The sequence below is a fragment of the Microbispora sp. NPDC049633 genome (assembly GCF_040675265.1).
Classification (GTDB): Bacteria; Actinomycetota; Actinomycetes; order Streptosporangiales; family Streptosporangiaceae; genus Microbispora; species Microbispora maris.
The window spans coordinates 1-18,113 of record NZ_JBFAOO010000078.1 but is presented as its reverse complement, the minus strand read 5'-3'; the positions used below and the strand labels follow the sequence as shown (position 1 = coordinate 18,113).

The 18,113-nt window shown below is 74.2% G+C and carries 15 protein-coding genes; 3 read left to right on the top strand and 12 right to left on the bottom strand.

Annotated elements, in window-relative coordinates:
* Window positions 1-172: 172 nt before the first annotated feature.
* Entirely contained in the window at window positions 173-1,789 is a 1,617-nt protein-coding gene (locus AB0J39_RS20850; RefSeq protein WP_363467089.1) for an acyl-CoA carboxylase subunit beta, read from the bottom strand.
* 239 nt (window positions 1,790-2,028) lie between these two features.
* Between AB0J39_RS20850 and AB0J39_RS20845 the strand changes: the two genes are divergently transcribed.
* Window positions 2,029-2,256, top strand: coding sequence for a hypothetical protein (locus AB0J39_RS20845; RefSeq protein WP_363467086.1), 228 nt, complete (start codon window positions 2,029-2,031; stop codon window positions 2,254-2,256).
* A 31-nt stretch (window positions 2,257-2,287) separates the two neighbouring features.
* Here the strand turns inward: AB0J39_RS20845 and AB0J39_RS20840 are convergent, their stop codons facing one another.
* The 7 genes from AB0J39_RS20840 to AB0J39_RS20810 form a co-directional block, all read right to left on the bottom strand.
* Window positions 2,288-3,274, bottom strand: coding sequence for a hypothetical protein (locus tag AB0J39_RS20840; RefSeq protein ID WP_363467085.1), 987 nt, complete (start codon window positions 3,272-3,274; stop codon window positions 2,288-2,290).
* A 61-nt stretch (window positions 3,275-3,335) separates the two neighbouring features.
* Complete coding sequence (locus AB0J39_RS20835; protein WP_363467082.1) at window positions 3,336-4,424, bottom strand: hypothetical protein; 1,089 nt, start codon at window positions 4,422-4,424, stop codon at window positions 3,336-3,338.
* Window positions 4,425-4,449: 25 nt separating this feature from the next.
* A complete protein-coding gene (locus AB0J39_RS20830; RefSeq protein WP_363467080.1) occupies window positions 4,450-5,253 on the bottom strand; it encodes a TIGR03084 family metal-binding protein in 804 nt (267 codons plus the stop codon).
* Entirely contained in the window at window positions 5,250-6,341 is a 1,092-nt protein-coding gene (locus tag AB0J39_RS20825) for a carboxymuconolactone decarboxylase family protein (protein ID WP_363467077.1), read from the bottom strand. Before AB0J39_RS20825 ends, AB0J39_RS20830 begins: the two co-directional genes overlap by 4 nt.
* A 13-nt stretch (window positions 6,342-6,354) precedes the next feature.
* Window positions 6,355-8,016, bottom strand: coding sequence for a GMC family oxidoreductase (locus AB0J39_RS20820; protein WP_363467074.1), 1,662 nt, complete (start codon window positions 8,014-8,016; stop codon window positions 6,355-6,357).
* On the bottom strand, window positions 8,013-8,582 hold the full coding sequence (locus AB0J39_RS20815) for a DUF5987 family protein (protein ID WP_363467072.1): 570 nt from the start codon (window positions 8,580-8,582) through the stop codon (window positions 8,013-8,015). The genes AB0J39_RS20820 and AB0J39_RS20815 overlap by 4 nt, the downstream gene beginning before the upstream one ends.
* 38 nt (window positions 8,583-8,620) lie before the next feature.
* Window positions 8,621-9,184 (bottom strand): SigE family RNA polymerase sigma factor, encoded by a 564-nt coding sequence (locus tag AB0J39_RS20810; protein WP_363467069.1) that lies wholly within the window; start codon window positions 9,182-9,184, stop codon window positions 8,621-8,623.
* Window positions 9,185-9,393: 209 nt separating this feature from the next.
* Between AB0J39_RS20810 and AB0J39_RS20805 the strand changes: the two genes are divergently transcribed.
* The gene (locus AB0J39_RS20805) at window positions 9,394-10,239 is read left to right on the top strand and encodes a metallophosphoesterase (RefSeq protein WP_363467067.1); all 846 of its coding nucleotides are present in this window, start codon (window positions 9,394-9,396) and stop codon (window positions 10,237-10,239) included.
* A 296-nt stretch (window positions 10,240-10,535) separates the two neighbouring features.
* Window positions 10,536-11,306: an AraC family transcriptional regulator gene (locus tag AB0J39_RS20800; protein ID WP_363467065.1), complete on the top strand. Its 771-nt coding sequence runs from the start codon at window positions 10,536-10,538 to the stop codon at window positions 11,304-11,306.
* A gap of 100 nt (window positions 11,307-11,406) precedes the next feature.
* Here the strand turns inward: AB0J39_RS20800 and AB0J39_RS20795 are convergent, their stop codons facing one another.
* From AB0J39_RS20795 to AB0J39_RS20780, 4 genes are all read right to left on the bottom strand, one after another.
* Window positions 11,407-12,789, bottom strand: a complete 1,383-nt coding sequence (locus AB0J39_RS20795; protein WP_363467063.1) for a cytochrome P450 — start codon at window positions 12,787-12,789, stop codon at window positions 11,407-11,409.
* Entirely contained in the window at window positions 12,786-13,337 is a 552-nt protein-coding gene (locus AB0J39_RS20790) for a flavin reductase family protein (protein WP_363467060.1), read from the bottom strand. Before AB0J39_RS20790 ends, AB0J39_RS20795 begins: the two co-directional genes overlap by 4 nt.
* Before the next feature lie 15 nt (window positions 13,338-13,352).
* A complete protein-coding gene (locus AB0J39_RS20785) occupies window positions 13,353-13,781 on the bottom strand; it encodes an acyl-CoA thioesterase (RefSeq protein ID WP_363467057.1) in 429 nt (142 codons plus the stop codon).
* Window positions 13,778-18,113, bottom strand: a 4,336-nt coding sequence (locus tag AB0J39_RS20780; protein ID WP_363467054.1) for an SDR family NAD(P)-dependent oxidoreductase, incomplete at its 5' end; no start/stop codon positions are given. The genes AB0J39_RS20785 and AB0J39_RS20780, both read right to left, overlap by 4 nt.

Genomic DNA, 18,113 nt, shown 5'->3' with positions numbered 1-18,113 from the left:
CATCCTGCCAGCGGATGCGTCCGGGCACGCGAACGCCCGCCGCCGCCCGGACGGGCGGGGCGGGCGCGGGTTGGGGCGGGCGCGGGGGATGAGGCCGGCCGGGGATGAGGCCGGCCGGGGATGGAGCGGGCGCGGGGGTGGAGCGGGCGCGGGGGTGGGTAGGCGCGGACGCTTACAGGGGCACGTTCCCGTGCTTGCGCTGCGCCCCCGGCTTGCGTTTGTCGCGCAGCATGGCGAGGCCGCGGGCGACCGCGGAGCGGGTCTGCACCGGGTCGATCACGTCGTCGACCAGGCCGCGCTCGGCGGCGTACTGCGGGTGGACCAGCTCACCGGCGTACCGGGCGAGCAGCTCGGCGCGCAGGCCCGCCGGGTCGGCCGCGGCGGCGAGCTCACGGCGGAAGACGACGTTGACCGCGCCCTCGGCGCCCATCACCGCGATCTCGTTGGTCGGCCACGCCAGCGACAGGTCCGCGCCGATCGACCGGGAGTCCATCACGATGTAGGCCCCGCCGTACGCCTTGCGGAGGATGACCTGGATGCGGGGCACGGTCGCCTCGCAGTACGCGTAGAGCAGCTTGGCGCCGTGCCGGATGATGCCGGCGTACTCCTGGTCGGTGCCGGGGAGGAAGCCCGGCACGTCGACGAGGGTCACCAGCGGGATGTTGAAGGCGTCGCAGAACCGCACGAACCTGGCCGCCTTCTGCGCCGCGTCGGCGTCCAGCACGCCGGCGAGCACCAGCGGCTGGTTGCCGACCACTCCGACCACCGCGCCGTCGACGCGGGCGAGCGCGCAGATCACGTTGCGCGCCCAGCCCTCGTGCAGTTCGAGGAAGTCGCCGTCGTCGACCAGCTCCGCGATCACCTCGCGCATGTCGTACGGCTTGCTGGGCTCGACCGGGACGATCTCCGCCAGGCGCGGGCGCACGTCGCCGGACGCGCCGCACGGCGGCGCCGCGGGCGGCGGTTCGAGATTGTTGCCCGGCAGCATCGAGAGGAGGTAGCGCACCTCCGCCAGGCAGGCCTCCTCGTCGTCGTGCACGAACGCCGCCACGCCCGAGCGGGTCCCGTGGACCTGGGCGCCGCCCAGCTCGGCGTGGGTGACCCGCTGGCCGGTCACCGCCTCGACGACGTCCGGGCCGGTCAGGTAGAGCTGCGAGGTGCCCTGCACCATGAAGGTGAAGTCGGCCAGCGCGGCGGAGTAGGCCGCGCCTCCGGCGCAGGGCCCGAGCACGACGCTGATCTGCGGGATCACGCCGGACGCCTGGACGTTGCGCCGGAAGATGCCGCCGTAGCCGTTGAGGGACATCACCCCCTCCTGGATCCGCGCGCCGCCGCTGTCGTTCAGGCCGATGAACGGCGAGCCGGTGGACATGGCGAGGTCCATCACCTTGTGGATCTTCTCGGCGTGCGCCTCCCCCAGGGAGCCGCCGAACACCGTGAAGTCCTGGGCGTAGACGAACACCCGCCGGCCGTGGACGGTGCCGGAGCCGGCGACGACGCCGTCGGTGTGCGGGCGCCGCCCGTCCATGCCCAGCCCCTGCGCCCGGTGCCGCCGGTAGATGTCGATCTCCACGAACGAGCCCTCGTCGAGCAGCAGGTCCAGCCGCTCGCGGGCGGTCCGCTTGCCGAGCGCGTGCTGCCGGGCCACGCCGTCGGGACGGCCGGCGACGGTCCGGGCGCGCAGCCGGGCCAGTTCCTCGCGCAGCACGCCCATCGAACGGGCCGGCCGCTCCGGGGGTGTCCGCGGCGGCAGATCCGCCGGTGCGACGTCGAGTTCCGAGATGCTCATAGCGCTCCTTCCCCCGCGGTGCGCGTTGTGCGCGCGCCGGCGTTCCGGGTCACGTGGCCTCAGTCAAAATCTCGCGGGCCCGCGCTGTCACCTCCTCATTTGCCATGCGACGCCGGGATGGCAGGAAGCGGTAACGCCGGTGCAGCTTGCTGCACGCCGTACGCCTGGTTCCGGGTCCTGTGCCGACGCACAGTGGGTAGTGCGAGAACAACCCCTCCGGCAGCGAAAGAGGCACTGAGATGAAGACCCTGGTCTCCTCCCCCACCGCTTCGTGGAGCACCCTCAAGTGGGCCATCGCCCTGGCGTCCGGCGCCCTCGCGTGCGGGCTCACGGCGGGCGTGGCCGGCATGGCGAGCACGGGAGGCGCCGGAGTCGCGGACGACCGGCCGCGGATCACCGTGCTCGCCGACGACAACGACGGGAACACCTGGGGCAGCCCGGTGCAGTACGGCAACACGTGGGGGTGAGCGCCGCGCCCCCACGTGGGCCGCGCCGAGCTCAGATCCAGTTCTCCTCCTTGGCCCGCAGGGCCGCCTGGAACCGGTTGACGGCGCCGAGCCTGGCCATGAGATCGGCCACGTAGCGCCGGTAGGTCCGCACCGAGACGTCCAGCTCCCTGGCCGCGATCTCGTCCTTGTCCGCCGTGGCCATCACCGCGAGCACCCGCTGCTCCATCTCCGACAGCGCGGGCTCCACGGTCGCGGGCTCGATGATGTCGCGGAAGTCGGTGGCGGACTTCCACACCCCGTCGAAGTAGATGACGAGCTGGGAGACCAGCCCGGGCTCCCTGACCAGCAACGCGCCCTTCGCGCTCTCCTTGGGGTCGATGGGCACGACGGCGGCGCTGCGGTCGTAGATGAGCATGCGGTCCATCGGCTGATCGGTGACGCGCACCTCGGCGCCGAGGCTGACCAGCTCGCGCAGGTAGGACACCATGAACGGGTCGTCGAGCGCGGCCGGGTGGTAGACACCCTTGATCGCCAGGCCCCTCCGCAGCGAGCGGGTGTCCAGCGGCAGCGCCGATTCGATCATCACCCGGCTGAACGGGCCGCCCGGATGCAGGCAGAGCGTCTCCTTGTAGGAGAAGAAGGCAAGGTCGTCGATGCGCTGGCGAACCCGCTCGACGCCTTCCACCCGTTCGATGTCGAGGACCGTCGCCGCGCGGTCGCCCTCGTGCTTGTCCTCCATGAAGACGGCGATCGCGTCGCGCGCCGCGAGGACCCGGCGGATCTCGGCGTTGAGCTCGTTGAGGCGCTTTTCCACCAGCCGCTCGATGCCGATCCGCGGCTCCGTCGCCACGACCCTGTGCCGGTCGGCGATGTCGAGCAGGGACAGCCGGCTGAGCGTCTCCACGGCGGCCTCGACGGTGTCCGCGGCGAGGCCCAGGGCCTCCGGCACCGAACCGACTCCCTCACCCTTGCACCGGAGGAAATACCGGTAGATCTCGGCCGCCTCGGGTGAGATGCCGATCACGGACACGTCCACGGCTCACCTCCCGCCTCTTCGTGGTGCGATGTGCGCGACGGGGTGTGCGTCGGGGCGGGAACTAGCGAACCGGACACGGCACCCCGATCCCCGGCCGCCGTCTCCGGTAGCAGGCGGCGCCCGGGCAGACCACCTTGACGGCCTCGCCGAACTCTCCCGCCTCGACGAGGATCGGCTCGTGCCCGAACCGGCGGTAGGCGACTCCCGCCCAGCCGGACGGGACGGGCCCGGCGGGCTCGTCGACGATCCCCGGATCGGCGTCGACGGCCGTACCTTCCAGGTCCGCCGGGTGGCCGTCCTCGTGGCGCCACGCGGCGAGGCGGCCCGGAGCGCCCAGGTCCGGGACGGCCCGCTCCGGCTGGGCCCCGGCCGCGATCGCGAGCAGGAACGCCTCGCGCACCGCCGCGCCGAGCGTGCGCCCGCAGGCGGCGGCCGTGGTCGTGGCCGCGCCGTGCACGCGCAGGAGCACGGTCCTGACCTCGCCGGCCGGCAGCACGTACGCCGAGACCGGCAGACCGAGCCCGGAGGCCGCATCCGCGACCCCGGGCGGCAGCAGTCCGCCGAGGTAGGGCGTGATCCGCAGCGGCGGGCGGCGGGACGCGGCCCGCCACCGGAGGACCGCGTCGTGGGCGAGCACGTCGGCGACGCCGGCGGGGGCGCAGTCGTCCACCACGCCGATCGCGGTGGGCTCGATCGGGCCGCCGTGCTCCCCCAGCCACACCACTTCGCCCGGCAGCCGGTAACCGGCGCCGGTGAGCAGTCCCCTGCCCGCGACGTGCGGGCCTCCGCTCCCTGTGCCGTGCGGCATGGTGGGGTGCGGCGCCGTGCTGTGCGGGGCGGTGGGATGCGGGGCGGTGGGATGCGGGGCGGTGGGATGCGGCACGAAGTCGGACAGGCGCAGTGCCCTGCCGCCCCAGCCGGGCGTCGCCCCCGCTCCGGGTCCTTCACGCAGCAGGCCCAGGGCCCGGGCGCGGGCCCGTGCCCTGGACAGTGCCGCTTCGGCGGAGAAACCGGCGGCGACCACCGGAGGATCGGCCGCCGACGCCCGCGCGTACGCGAGGTGGACCGTGCCGTCCAGGCAGCCGGCCACCTCTCCCGCCGTCCCCGGCGTCTCCCCCGCCGTCCGGAAGCCCGCGGGTGTGGGCCTCATCGGTTCCTCCTTACTCCGCCTCCGGCTACACGCGCGCGGGAGCGAACTGGCCCGGCCTGCGACCCTCTCCGGCCGGGCCGCGGTAGGCCTGGGCGATGTCCAGCCAGCGGTCGGCCTCGGCGCCGACGGCCGTGACCGCGAGGTCGTCCCGGTGCCGGCGCCGGGTGACCAGGAGGCAGAAGTCGGCGGCAGGGCCGGAGACCCGCTGCTCGGCGTCCTCGGGCCCGTACGCCCACACCTGGCCGGAGGGCGCGGTGATCTCGAAGCGGAACTGCTCGGCCGGCGGCGTGAGGCCGCGCGACAGGTAGCCGAAGTCGCGGGTCAGCACGGCGAACACGACGAGGTGACCCAGGCGGTCGGTGCGCTCGAGTTCCACTCCCAGCGTGTCGGCGATGTCCTGTCCGTGGGCGAACTGCTCCATGATCCCGGCGCACGCGAGCACGACCGGCGGCAGCGGGTTGACCAGCCAGGGGACGGTCGCGTCAGCGGGCACGGCGGCGAGCGCCTCGACCACCTCCGCGCGCACGGCCCGCCACTTGGCGAGCAGTTCGGCCGGCGTGTCGTTCTCGAAGGCCTTGAGCGCGGCGTTCACCGCCGCGTCGAAGTTCCCCTTGGCCGGGGCGGTCATCGCCTCGAACGCCTCGGGGTCGCTCGCCGCCGTCGCGGCCAGCCGGAAGACGAAGGTGAGGTGGGCGATCTGGTCCCTGACCGTCCATCCGGGCGCGGGAGTGGGCAGGTTCCACTGGTCCGGGTCGAGGCCGGCCACGATGCGGTCGAGCTGCTCGCCCTCCGCGGTGAGGTCCCTGAGCACGGTCTCCAGCTGGGTCATCGGGCAGTCCTCTCACTAGAAGTCGTCGCGGTGTCACGGTCACCAACGTGCGGGCGGGCCTCGTGGGCCCAGGCGCCGGCGCGGCGGGCGGCGGACATGGCGGCCCACGCCGTCAGTTCGACGAGCGCCCGGTCGTCCGGCTCCACGCGCCTGAACGCGTCCACGACCCCCTCGTCCACCTGGTAGGAGGCGAGGGCGGTGAGCAACGCCAGGCGTCCGGCCGGGCGGTGCCGGTCGGGCAGGGCGGACACGGCGCCGGCGACCCAGGCGCGGCCCAGGCCGGGAGGCTCGCCGTTCCAGCCGTCGAGCATGTCCGTGACCAGGTCGCGCACCGGTTCCGGGACCGAGCGGCGCCCGGCCTCCTCCACGGCCGCCGCCGCCCGGGCGAAGGCCCCGGCGACGTGCGGGACGTCCCGCGCCCAGGACAGGTCGGCCGGCAGTGGCGCGTCCGGCAGCAGGCTCAGCGAGTCGCCCGGGGTCGCCGCCCTGCTCGCCGCGGGGGCCATGAGCAGCCCGAACAGCCGCATGAGTCCCTTGCGGGCCCGTACGGGCACCCCGGGGGGCAGCGGGGAGTCGCCGAGGAAGACGTTGACCATCCGGTTCAGGTACTGGAACGTCACGGCCACCGCGATCAGCTCGGCGGCCTGGTCCGGCGGCACCGGGAGGGCGTGCGAGGCGGCCTCCTCACGCCGCGCGGACGCCCGCGCCCACTCCTCGATCCGCGAGGTCCGGGGGTCGGCGGCCGCGCCGCCACGTCTGACGAGGGCGTCCATCGTGGCCCGGTGCACGTCCACGCAGTACGGGCACGAGTTGCCCCGCGAGACGGCCGTCGCGACGGCCTCCTTGACCGGCCGGGCGACCGCGCCCCGCGCGAGCAGCGACTCACGCAGCGCGAGCCAGCACGCGGCCAGGACGGGCGGGGCGGGCGAGTGCAGGATCACGGGCGGCGCCAGCATGCCGAAGTCCCGCTCGACCTGCGCGTACACCCGGCGGACGAGGTCCGGCGCCGCGTTCGGGCGCACCGGGGCGACGTGGCGGACCTGCGCCAGCGTGCCCGGCAGCGTGGCGCGGGTGAGGACGGCCCCCATCTCGGCTCCTCCCCTACCTTCTCGTCAGGCTCGGCAGCAGGTCGGCGACCCCGCGGCGGCCGCTGGTCCCGCCGTCGGGGGCCGGCGCGCCGTAGGTGACGTCCACGCCGCGGTCCTGGGCGGCCCGTACGATGCCGGGGATCGCGCGCTCGGCGAGCGCCGCGATGGTCATGGCCGGGTTGACGGTCAGCGCGCCCGGCACGGCGGAGCCGTCGGTGACGAAGATGCCCGGATGCCCGCGCAGCTCGTTCCGGTCGTCGAGGGCGGAGGTCGCGGGGTCGTCGCCGATGCGGCAGGACGACAGCGGGTGCACGGTGTAGGCGCCGATCACGTCGTTGGTCCAGGCGGTGACGGTGGCCAGGCCGTCGCGCTCCAGGATCTCCTTGACCTCGGCGTCCGCCATGGCCCAGGCGCGCAGCGTGGTCTCCGCGGGGTCGTACTTGAGACGCCCGACGCCGAGCATCTGCTGGGAGACGCGGTCGGCGTTGCCCTTGGCGGGCGGCGGGCCGAAGACGCCCTCGTTGGCGTCCTCGATCATCTGGAAGATGATCAGCCAGGACTGCCAGCGGCGCAGCATCTCCTTCTTCTTCACGCCGAACCAGGTCGACTCGCCCGGGGCGGCGTCGGCGACCTGCGCGAGGATGGTGCCGAGGCCGGGCGGGAAGTAGAGCTGCTCCAGCGAGTAGCGGGTGAACTCGGGCAGCGAGCCGTCGAGCCGGTCCCAGTTCGCCACGGTCGGGCCCTTGCCGATCTGGTTGGCCGCGTACGCGAGGCCGTCGCCCCGGGACAGGCCGAGCACGTCGCGCACCCGGTCCTCGTTGAGCACCGCGGTGTTGAGCCGCTCGCCGTTGCCGGAGAAGTAGCGGCCCACGGCGTGCGGCATGGCGCCGAGCGTCGCCTCGCTGCGCTGCAGGATGACGGGAGTGGCGCCGGCCCCGGCCGCCAGCACGACGATCTTGGCGTCGATCGCCCCGCCGTCGTAGCGGATCCGGTAGTCCTCCTCGTCGATGAGGTCGTAGTGCACGCGGTAGGAGCCGTCGTGGTTGCGCTCGATCCGCTGCACCTCGTGCAGCGGGCGGATCTGCGCGCCGTGGGCGAGCGCCGCCGGCAGGTAGTTGGTCAGCAGCGAGCGCTTCGCGTCGAAGCGGCACCCGGCCATCATCCAGTTGCAGTTGACGCACTTGGCGTTGTCGATCGCCACCGGCACCGGGTTGGCGGTGCGGCCGGAGTGGTCGCAGGCGGCGGCCCACAGCCCGCCCGCGTAGGTGACGTCGTTCCAGTCCTGGGTGGTGACGGGGATGGACTCCGCCACCCGGTCGTACCAGGGGTCGAGGGTGTCGCGGCTGACGGAGGCCGGCCACATCCGGCGGCCGATGGTTCCGTGGCGCTCGAAGACGAAGCGCGGCGCGCGGGGCATGGCGGCGAAGTACACGACGCTTCCGCCGCCCACGCAGTTGCCGCCGAGCACGCTCATGCCGTCGCCGACGACGAAGTCGAAGGCCCGCGTGTAGGACGAGCCGAGCTTGAAGTCGTGCTCGAAGTCCTGCGCGCCCAGCCACGGCCCCCGTTCGAGCACGACGACGCGGGCGCCGCCCGCGGCCAGGTGGTAGGCCGCGATGGCGCCGCCGAAGCCGCTGCCGACCACGAGGACGTCGGTGCGTTCAGTGCTGGTCATGCGGGGCTCCCTGAGGGGGTCGTGTCCGGGTGCAGGCGAGCCAGGGGCCTGCCGTAGGAGTGGGCGGGAAACCGCCACAGGCCGTCGTCGCCGGGACGGGCGATGCCCATCGCGAGCAGCCCGGGATGCCCGGCGGCGATCGCCTCGGCCGTGCTCGTGTGCGCCGCGGAGTCGTAGGCCATGTTGCTGAACAGCGCGAGCAGGACCCAGAACGCCTTCTCCGGGTGGTCGGGCGCGGTCAGCCGGCGCACCAGGGCGGTCCGGTGCTCGAAGGACAGGGCGACGAACGGCGGCACCGAGTCGTCCAGCGTGAGCCCGTGCTCCGCCGCGTAGTCGCGGGCGTGGTCGCCGAGCAGCCGGGCGTAGTCGTCCAGGCCCTCCGTGACGCCGGTCGCGTTCCATTCGAGCAGCTCGATGGCCCCGGCCTGCACCGCGCCCGCGCCCTCGGCCGCGCCGGCCACGGCCAGGTCGCCGGGGTGCCTCTTCTCACCGGGGACGATCGTGTCCGCGAAGGCTTCCAGTGTGCTCGTCCTGGGGTTGTCGTCTGCTGGGGCTCGCGGCGGCATGGGCGTTCCCTCGTGTCTCAGTTCGACTCAGGTCACCTTCATCGTCCGGGCACCGCCGCGCGCGCCGCATCTTCCGCGTTGCGCGGCGCCGCCGCGTCCGTGCCGTCCGCGGCGGCCGTCAGGGCCGTACGCAGGGTGGCCAGCGCGCGGACCGTCTGGCTGCGGACCGTGGAGCCCTCGCTGCCCATCGCCGACGCCGTCTCCTCGACGCTGCGGTCCTCCCAGTAGCGCAGGACGACGGCGGCCCGCTGCCGGGGGCCGAGACCGGCGAGCGCGTTCATCAGCAGGATGCGGTCGACCACGAGCGTGTAGGGGTCGGCCGGGGGTTCGGGCTCGGGCGGCAGCTCGTGCAGGACCTCCCGCGACCACCGGTGCGACCTGCGGTCGCTGTAGACGAGCCGGATCATGATCGCCCGCGCGTACCCGGAGATCCTGTCGTGCCGCTCCAGCCTGTCCCAGTGGCGGTGGAGGGCGATCAGGGTCCGCTGGACGAGGTCCTCGGCCTCGTGCCAGTCCGAGGTGAGCAGGAAGGCCGTGCGCCGCAGCGCCGGCCAGGCCTGTCTCGCGTAGCGCGAGAACCCGTCGTCGCGAGCCTCGGCCATCCGCCACACTCCCCATAGGGCGCGTCCCCTGCCCGCGGGCGGCGACAGGAGCGCGCGGCCCGCGGCCTGGGCCAACGGAGCCAGAATTCGCCGCCCCAACCTGGCGTCACAACCCCTATCCGGACCCCCTGTCCCCTATCCGGAAATCTGGGGTCCCACAATCGCCGCGAGCGATTCCCGCGCCCGCCGGATCCCTTTACGATTTCGTCGTGACCGGCCGGCGGACGAAAAATGGAAGACTGCTCGCGATAAGCGACCTCCATGTCGCCCACCCGGAAAACCGGGCGCTCGTGGAGTCGCTGCGTCCCGGCGCGCCGGGCGACTGGCTTATTGTCGCCGGCGACGTCGGTGAGCGGATTTCCGACGTCGAATGGGCGCTCGCCACGCTGCGGGACCGTTTCGCGGCGGTTGTGTGGACGCCCGGCAATCACGAACTGTGGACCACGCCCGGCGACCCCGAGCCCCTGCGGGGCGAGGAGCGCTACCGCCGGCTCGTCCAGGTCTGCCGCCGGATCGGGGTGCTCACACCCGAGGACCCCTTCCCGGTGTGGACCGGGGCGGGCGGCCCGGCGACCGTGGTCCCCCTGTTCCTCCTGTACGACTACAGCTTCCGCGACCCGCACACCACCAAGGAGGAGTCGCTCGCCCAGGCGTATCGGCTGGGCGTCGTCTGCACCGACGAGATCCTGCTCGACCCCCACCCGTACCCCAGCCGGGAGGCGTGGTGCCTGGCGCGGCTGCGGGAGACCGAGGCGCGGCTCGAGGCGCGCGACCCCGGACTGCCGACCGTCCTGGTCAACCACTTCCCGCTGCTCCGCGAGCCCACCCGCGTGCTGCGCCACCAGGTGTTCGCCCAGTGGTGCGGCACCGAGCACACGGCCGACTGGCACCTGCGCTACCACGCGTCCGCCGTGGTGTACGGCCACCTGCACGTGCCGCGGACGACATGGCACGACGGCGTCCGGTTCGAGGAGGTGTCGCTCGGCTACCCGCGCGAGCGGCGCCACCACGCCGGGCCGCCGGCGCCGCGGCAGATCCTTCCCGCCGCGGCGTAGCACGGGCACACCGCCCGCGTGCCGCCACGCGGCACGGCGGACACGGAAAGCGACCGGACGACCACCCGAACGAAATTGTCAAATTAATTCCCGTTTCCATGCAGCGCCGGGCCCCTCCGGCCGCATGTAAAAGAACGAAAGACCGGAACGAGGCGGCCGGAAATCGGAGGGCGCCGCCGTGAATTCCGGGCGACGAGCATTCCACGAAATCCGCGGGCGGCACGATATCGCGCGCGCGGACCCGCCGATCCGATTCAGGATCGCTCACCAGACGCCTCCGGACGCCGGGAGGAGTAATGGACGACGTAATCGAGCGAGCCGCGCTGAGGGTGATCGAGAACATGCACGAGAACCTCGGCGAACCGATCACCATCGACGACATGGCCCGGGTGGCCATGTTCAGCAAGTTCCACTTCTCGCGGGTCTTCCAGCGGGTCACCGGACTGTCCCCGGGACGTTTCCTGTCGGCCGTGCGGCTCCGCGAGGCCAAGAGGCTGCTGTCCTCGACGGTGATGAGCGTGACGAACATCAGTCACCAGGTGGGCTATTCGAGCGTGGGCACCTTCAGCTCTCGGTTCACCAGCAGTGTTGGGCTGTCCCCGAGCAGGTACCGCGTGCTCGGAAGCGTGACGCCGCAACTGCTCGCGGCCGGCCGTGGCGCCACCCCCTCCGGTGCCACGGCGACGATCGCGGGCGAGATCTCCTCGCCGCTGCCGGACCGGCCGGTCTTCGCCGGGTTGTTCCCCGAGCGGATCCTCGGCGGACGCCCGGTCTGCTACACCCTGCTCGACCGGCCCGGGCCGTACGTGCTGGAGAACGTGCCGCCGGGGCGGTGGCACCTGATCGCGCAGTCGGCCGCCGAGGGGCACGAGGACGCCTTCGGCATCCCCGGCGGCGAGGACGAGGCGCAGTGCATCGCGTGCAGCGGGCCGATCACCGTGCGGCCCGGCGCGGGAGCGCAGGTCGCCGACGTCCGGCTCCGGCCGATGCGCCCGCTCGACCCGCCGGTCCTGCTGGCCCTGCGCGACCTGTTGTCGCCGGTGGGCGCCGCCAGGCAGGCCTGCTGAACGGCGCACTCACGCGGCTCCCACGCGGCATCGAACGCGAAGACGGCCGGGCGTCACCGCCCGGCCGCTCGCTTTTCCGCGGTTTACCCGCGCGCGGTTCCTACACGCTGTGCACGGTCATCGGCAGGCCGCCGCGGACGCGCAGCGACAGCATCGCCTCGGGGACCACGGGACGGCCGGGCACATGGGTCAGCCGCAGCTCGCGGGAGACCATCGCGAGGACGAACGTCGCCTCCATCATGCCCAGGTGGTTGCCGACGCAGAACCGCGGTCCGGCGCCGAAGGGGATGTAGGCGTAGCGCGGCCGGCCGTGCGCGCGGTCCGGGTCGAACCGCTCGGGGTCGAACCGCTCGGGGTCGGTCCAGTACGCGGGGTGCCGGTGCAGCGTGTACGGGCTGATCATGACGTCCGCGCCGGCCGGCACGTGGTAGCCGCCGACCTCGTCGTCCCGCTGGGCCACCCGGGTCAGCGCCCACACGGGCGGGTAGAGACGCATCACCTCCTCGATCACCATGGCGGTGTACCTGAGCCGGTGCAGGTCGTCGTACACCGGCGGCCGGTCGCCGAGGACCTCCACGGCCTCGGCGCGCAGCCGCTCGCGCACCTCCGGATGCCGATCCAGCAGGTGGAAGGCCCACGACAGCGTGCTCGCCGTCGTCTCGTGCCCGGCCAGCAGCAGGGTGACGAGGTCCTCCCGCATCCGCCGCCGCGCGGGCCGGGGATCGGCGCCCCCGGGCGAGGCGAGCAGCCGGGTCACGACGTCGTCCCCGCCGTCCGGATGGCCCGCCACCAGGCGGTCGGCCACCCGGTACAGGTCACGGCGGGCGCGGCGGAAGCGCAGGTGCCCGGGCAGTGGCAGCCACAGCGGCACCATGCTCAGCGACACCATCTCGAACATCGCCTGGTCCTGCATGTCCTCGAAGGCGTGCCCGAGGGACTGGAACCGGTCGAGGTCGGCGCCGAGCAGGGTGCGGCCGAGCACGCCGAGGGCGAGCCGCGTCATCTCCCCCGCCAGGTCGACCGGCGGCCCGCCCACGTGCGCCCGCAGCCGCTCCACCAGGCGCGCCGCCTCGCCGGCGATCACGGTGTCCTGGCGGGCGATCCGCTTGTTCTGGAACATCGGCTGGACCGTCCTGCGCTGGGCGCGCCACACCTCGCCTTCGCTGGTGAGCAGCCCGTCCCCGATGACCCGCTTCGCCTCGGCGAGGCCGATCCCCTTGTGATAGGCCGCGCTGTTGTCGGCCAGCACGTGCTTGGCGTGGTCCGGGTGGTTGAACAGGTAGATGCTCTTGGGCCCGATGGTCAGCCGTACGGCGTCGCCGTACGCCGCGGTGGCCGAGGTGAGCAGCCCCAGCCGGTCACGGACGAGCCGGAGGAACAGCCGCGGCGTGGCCGTCACCGGAGGGCCGGGCGGCGCCACCGGGGCGCCGCCCGTGCGGGTCCGGGGCGGGGCGAGGACGGCGCGGCGGCTCGTGGCGCTCACGCCGGCACCCCCGGCCGGTCGGTGAGCTCCTGGAACCGGCCGCGGTAGACCAGCAGGCCCTCCCGGTCGGTCTGCTGCTCCATGGACAGCACCTTGCCGAGGAAGATCGTGTGGTCGCCGCCGTCGTAGGTGCGCCACAGCTCGCACTCGAACCTGGCGACCGTTCCGGCGATCAGCGGGACCCCGGTCAGGTCGCCGGGCAGCCACTCGACCTCCTCGAACTGGGCGGCGCCCAGCGCGCGGTAGCGGTTGGCGAAGTGCCTCGCCTCGCTCTCCTGGTTGGCCGCGAGGACCGAGACCCCGAAGAAGCCCGTCATGCTGAGGCATTGGTGCATGACGGCGGCCCGGTCGATGCAGACCAGCACGAGCGGCGGGTCGAGCGAGACGGAGGCGAAGGAGTTGGCGGTCATGGCGTGCGGGACGGACCCGCCCGTCGTCACCACGGTCACACCGGTGGCGAAGGCGCCGAACGCCCGCCGCAGCGCTTTGGCGTCGTTCACCTGGCCGTCGATCTGCAGGGATGATGCCGTTGATTGGTCGACAGTCACGCTGACCTCCTGTGGTTAGGACGCGTACGGTTCGAGCGCCCTGACCAGCGACTCGGGAACCCGGGCGGGCGCGGTCCGGGTGTTCGGCCCGCGCATGCAGGCCACGCGCTGCCTGCCGCGGGCCACGAGCGTCTCGCCCTCGCCCGGGTTGAGCCGCACGTAGTCGAAGCTGAACTCGACCTGCGTCTGGGCGAGATCGACCAGGCGCATCCGGATGGACAGCTCGTCGAACGCGGTGATCTCGGCGAAGAACTCGCAGTCCACCTTCAGCGTGAACAGCTTCAGGTCGTCCTGCAGGTCGGCGAGCACCTCCGGCGCCCGCTCCTTGAGGAACATCTCCCGGCAACGTCCCTGCCACCGCAGGTAGTTGACGTAGTAGACGTTCCCGACGAGGTTCGTCTCCTCGAATCCCACGGTGTGGAGGTATTCGTAGTAGTCGCTCACGCCCGCGACCGCCCTTCGGTGAGAACCGCGATCACTACCGGCCCCGCGACGTCCCGCAGGGAGGTGACGAGCGTCGCGATCCGCGCGTCCCCGGCGTCGACGACCGCCCACGAGCCGGACACGGCGCCGGCCGCGAGCGGGGTGTCCTCCGGCAGGCCGGCCCGCCGCAGGGACCGCACCCCGGCCAGGACCCGCGCGGCCGCGACCTCGGGGGCCTCGCCGGTGAGGGCGGCGACCCGCTCGGCGACCGCGGCGTTCGGCCCGAGGGCCTCCCGCCACCGCTCGTCCCCCTCCCCGGACGCGGTCACCTCGGCGATCTCGCAGCCCAGCGGCCCGGCGCCGGCGACGCACAGCGTCACCCCGGCCCCGTGTGCCGCCGACACCGCGACGCCGTCGCCGGCCTCGCCGTCGATCTCCGGCTCACCGCCGGGACCGGACCGCACCTCGACGGGGCGGCCGAGCGCCCGGCCCAGCCCCACGGCCGCGCGGACGCCGAGCCCGGCGGCGCCGTCCGGCCCGCCCGGCAGGCCGGGTTCGACCACGACGGCCACCCGGTCGCCGGTCAGGTCCTCCAGCGTCCGCTCCAGGTAGGAGCCGAGCAGGGGGGCCACCCAGGGCCCCGTGCCGCCGTCCTTCTTGCGTACGGCCTGCAGGGTCAGGCCGTCCCACCGCTCCACGACGGTGCCGTCCTCGGTGCGGACCGCGATGTCGTAGACGTAGGTGTCGCCGTCGCGCTCGCGTTCCGTCGCGCAGTACCGCAGCGCGCCCGCCTCCGCGAGGGCGGGGCCGCCGGGACGCACCCGTTCGATCCCCACCGGCAGCAGCGTGGCGTCCGGCACGCAGACCTGGTTGCCGTGCATCAGCGCGTCCCGCGTGCCCGGGTCGCCCAGGAGCAGGGTGTCCGGCAGGTAGCGGGCGAACCAGTCCCCGTCGGCCAGCGCGGCGACGTCGGCGTCCACGTGGCGGGCGGCGGCGCGGTGGTAGCGGCGCAGCCGGTGGAACCGGCCGCCCTGGAACAGCAGGTCGCCGTACATCTCCCGGGCCGGGTCCAGCGTCACCGGGGGAAGCCCCTCGGCGACCTGGCCGGGCGGCCCGTCCGCCACCGGCTCGCCGGTGTAGCGCAGCCGGGCGCGGAAGTGGTCCACCTCGAAGCCGGTGTCCGAGCTGCGGATCGCCGCCTCGACCGTGTCGTCGCCGGTGACCGTCGCGGCGATCCGCAGCGTCGTGCTGCCGGCCGGCGGCACCACGATCGGCCGCAGGAACCGCGCGTCCTCGATCGCCGGCGTCTCCCGCCGCCCGGTGGCCGCGTACGCGACCTGGGCCATCGCCTCCATCCCGAAGACGGCCGGGAACAGCAGGTTGCCGTCGAGGAGGTGGTCGGCGAGATAGAGATCGGTGCCCGAGTTGACCTCGACCTCGGTGACGAGCTCGACGCCGTGGTAGCGGACCAGCGGGCGGTCGACGAAGCGCAGCAGGGGCAGCGGCGGCTCGTCCCTGCGGACCGTGCCGATTCCCTCCGTGCGCCCGCTGATCACGACGACGACGGGCGAGGCGGGATCGGCGACCAGCCTCCGCATGATCTCCACCCCCTGCTCGGGGGTGATCGGGGCGATGCCCTTGCGGGTCAGCCCCTCGACCACCGACAGGCGCTCGCCCATGCCGACGTCCGACCAGACCGACCACTCCATGCAGACGGCGCGGCAGCCCGGGTGCTTGTCGGCGACCTCCCTGGTCAGGTCGGCCAGCCACTCGTTGGCGGTGGCGTAGTGCGCCTCGCCGTGCAGACCGGCCCTGCCGATGATGCTGCCGAAGGTGACCAGCAGGCGCAGCCTGCCGGGGTCCACCACGTCGAGCACGTTGCGCAGCCCGCCGACCTTGGGGGCGAACGTCCGCGTGAAGGCGTCGGCGTCGAGGCCGGCGAGCCCGGCGGGCTCGTTGCGGCCGGCGCCGTGCAGGACCGCGGTGACCGGCCCCAGCTCCGCCTCCAGCTCGGCGATCCCCCGGCGCACCTGACCGGGGTCGGTCACGTCGGCCCTGGCGTACCGCACGGTCACCCCGGCCTCGGCCATCCGCGCCAGGGTCGCGGCGAGCTCCGCGTCGCCGGCCGGGTCGGAGCGGCCGAGCACGGCCAGCTTCGCGCCGCTGTCGGCGGCGACCGCCAGGGCGCACTCGGCGGTGATGCCCTTGCCGCCGCCGGTCACCAGCAGGACGTCCTCCTCGCCGAGCGGCTGGGCCTGGGCGGCCGGCCGTACCGGCAGGGCGCGCAGCGTCGGCACCCGGCGCACGCCGTCGGCGTCGTAGTACGCCTCGGCGAAGGCGGTGGTCGCCGCCACCTCGGCCACCACGCGCCCGACCGCCTCCGGCACCGCGGGGGTGTGCACGACGGTGGTGCGCAGGTGCGGCGCCTCCAGGTGCAGCGTCTTGGCGAGCCCGGCCGCGCCCCGGTCGTGCTGGACCAGGACGAACCGGGTGCCGGGCGGGCCGGCCAGGGCGGCCTTGGCGCCCAGCAGCGCCTGCTCCAGGTGCTCCTCGGCGCAGTCCGGGGGCAGGCACACCAGCACCCCGGAGCCGACGTTCCCCTCCTCGAGCGCCCGGCGCAGCGGCTCGGCGATCGGAGACGACCCGGCGGCGTACAGCCGCCACCGGCCGCTGTCCCCGGGGCCGGTCCTCGCCGGGAGCGGCACCTCGTCGAGGTCGACCGCGAACGGCCTGGCCCAGTCGGCGGCGCCGGCCACCGTGGCCGCCGGGGCGGCGGCCCGGCCCTGCGGCTCCCGCGTGAGCCGGTCGAGCGCCTCGGCCAGCTCGCGCAGGCTCGCGGTGGCGAGGTTGGTGGGGGCCTGGGCGGCGGGCACCCCCAGGCGCTGGACGGCCTGGTCGATGATGTGCATCACCGTGACCGAGCTGAGGTGCAGCTCGTCGAGCGGCCTGCTGTCCTCGCTCACCATCTCCAGCGGCAGTTCCGCCCGCTCGGCCGCGAGACGCCGCAGCAGGTCGATGCTCGACCCGGCGTCGGCCGCGGCGTCGCCGGAGACCACGGGGGCCGCCGGCACGGCGGGCGGCGCGGCCTCCCCGGCCGCGTGCGCCCGCGTCGCCGCGACGGTGACCCGGGGGGCGGCCTCCGCCGGGCTGGCGAAGAAGCGGAACTCCGCGCCGACCTCCAGGGGCCGGACCAGCCGGCCGTGGAAGAGGTCCTCCAGGAGGACGGGTACGCCGGTCACGTAGGCCGCGCCGGCCACCCGCAGCAGCCCGGCCAGCGACTCGTCGTCGGTGTCGAGCGCGACCGCGGGCACCTCCGTCGCCGCCGCGGCCAGACCGGCGAGCACCCGGCCCGGACCGACCTCGACGAACAGGGCGACGTCCTTGGCCGCCCGCTCGACCGCCTGGGTGAACCGCACCGGCTCGGTGATCTGCCGCCGCAGCAGCTCGCGCAGGTCCGCGCCCGCCGGCAGATCCTCGCCGGTCACGGTGGAGACGATCCGCCGCCCGACCGGGCCGAACTCCTGCCCGGCCAGGTACGCGCCGAACGCCTCGGCCGCGGGCGCGACCAGCGGCGAGTGGAAGGCGTGGGACACCGCGAGCGGCGTCCAGTTCAGGCCCGCGTCGGAGGCCCTGCGCCCCGCCTCCTCCACCGCGTCGGCCGGGCCCGCGACGACGGTCTGGCTCGGGCCGTTGTATCCGGCGATCACCACCGGCAGCCCGGCGATGAGGTCGGCCACCGTCTGCGGGGTCGCCCGGATGCCCGCCATGGTGCCCGAGGAGCTGTGCTCGGTCATGGCCCGGCCGCGGGCGGCGGCCAGGCCGAGCAGCGTGTCCTCGTCCATGGCGCCGGCCCACTGCAGCGCCGACAGCTCGCCGAGGCTGTGGCCGACCGCGACGTCCGCCTCCAGGCCGAGGAGGGACAGCGCGCGCAGTCCCGCCATCGAGCCGGTGACGATGCGCGGCTGGGCGACCGCGGTGGCCACCATGTCCCCCGAGGACGGCAGCGCCGCCCTGGCGTAGATCTCCTCGACCTCGGGGAAGCGGCGGCGCAGAGCCCCGCCGCTGGTGCCGCGGCCCGAGCCCTGCCCGGGGAAGAGGAAGCCGATCCGGCGGGGGCCGTCGGCGTGGCCGAGGAAGGCCCGGCCGTCGGAGGCGAACAGGCTGGTCTCGCCGCCGTCGAGGGCGGTGAGCACCCGCCGCAGCTGCCGCTCGGCGTCCTCGGGCGAGGAGACCACCACCGCCGCCCGGTAGGGCAGCCCGCGCAGCTCGCGCTGCAGCGTGACCGCCAGGTCGGCGAGCTGCGCGTACGACAGCCGGGTCACGAAGTCGGCCAGCGTGGCGACCCGCTCCCGC

Coding starts and splice junctions, on each gene's coding strand:
- AB0J39_RS20850 (WP_363467089.1), bottom strand. CDS start 1,789: ATGAGCATCTCGGAACTCGACGTCGCACCGGCGGATCTGCCGCCGCGG.
- AB0J39_RS20845 (WP_363467086.1), top strand. CDS start 2,029: ATGAAGACCCTGGTCTCCTCCCCCACCGCTTCGTGGAGCACCCTCAAG.
- AB0J39_RS20835 (WP_363467082.1), bottom strand. CDS start 4,424: ATGAGGCCCACACCCGCGGGCTTCCGGACGGCGGGGGAGACGCCGGGG.
- AB0J39_RS20830 (WP_363467080.1), bottom strand. CDS start 5,253: ATGACCCAGCTGGAGACCGTGCTCAGGGACCTCACCGCGGAGGGCGAG.
- AB0J39_RS20825 (WP_363467077.1), bottom strand. CDS start 6,341: ATGGGGGCCGTCCTCACCCGCGCCACGCTGCCGGGCACGCTGGCGCAG.
- AB0J39_RS20820 (WP_363467074.1), bottom strand. CDS start 8,016: ATGACCAGCACTGAACGCACCGACGTCCTCGTGGTCGGCAGCGGCTTC.
- AB0J39_RS20815 (WP_363467072.1), bottom strand. CDS start 8,582: ATGCCGCCGCGAGCCCCAGCAGACGACAACCCCAGGACGAGCACACTG.
- AB0J39_RS20810 (WP_363467069.1), bottom strand. CDS start 9,184: ATGGCCGAGGCTCGCGACGACGGGTTCTCGCGCTACGCGAGACAGGCC.
- AB0J39_RS20800 (WP_363467065.1), top strand. CDS start 10,536: ATGGACGACGTAATCGAGCGAGCCGCGCTGAGGGTGATCGAGAACATG.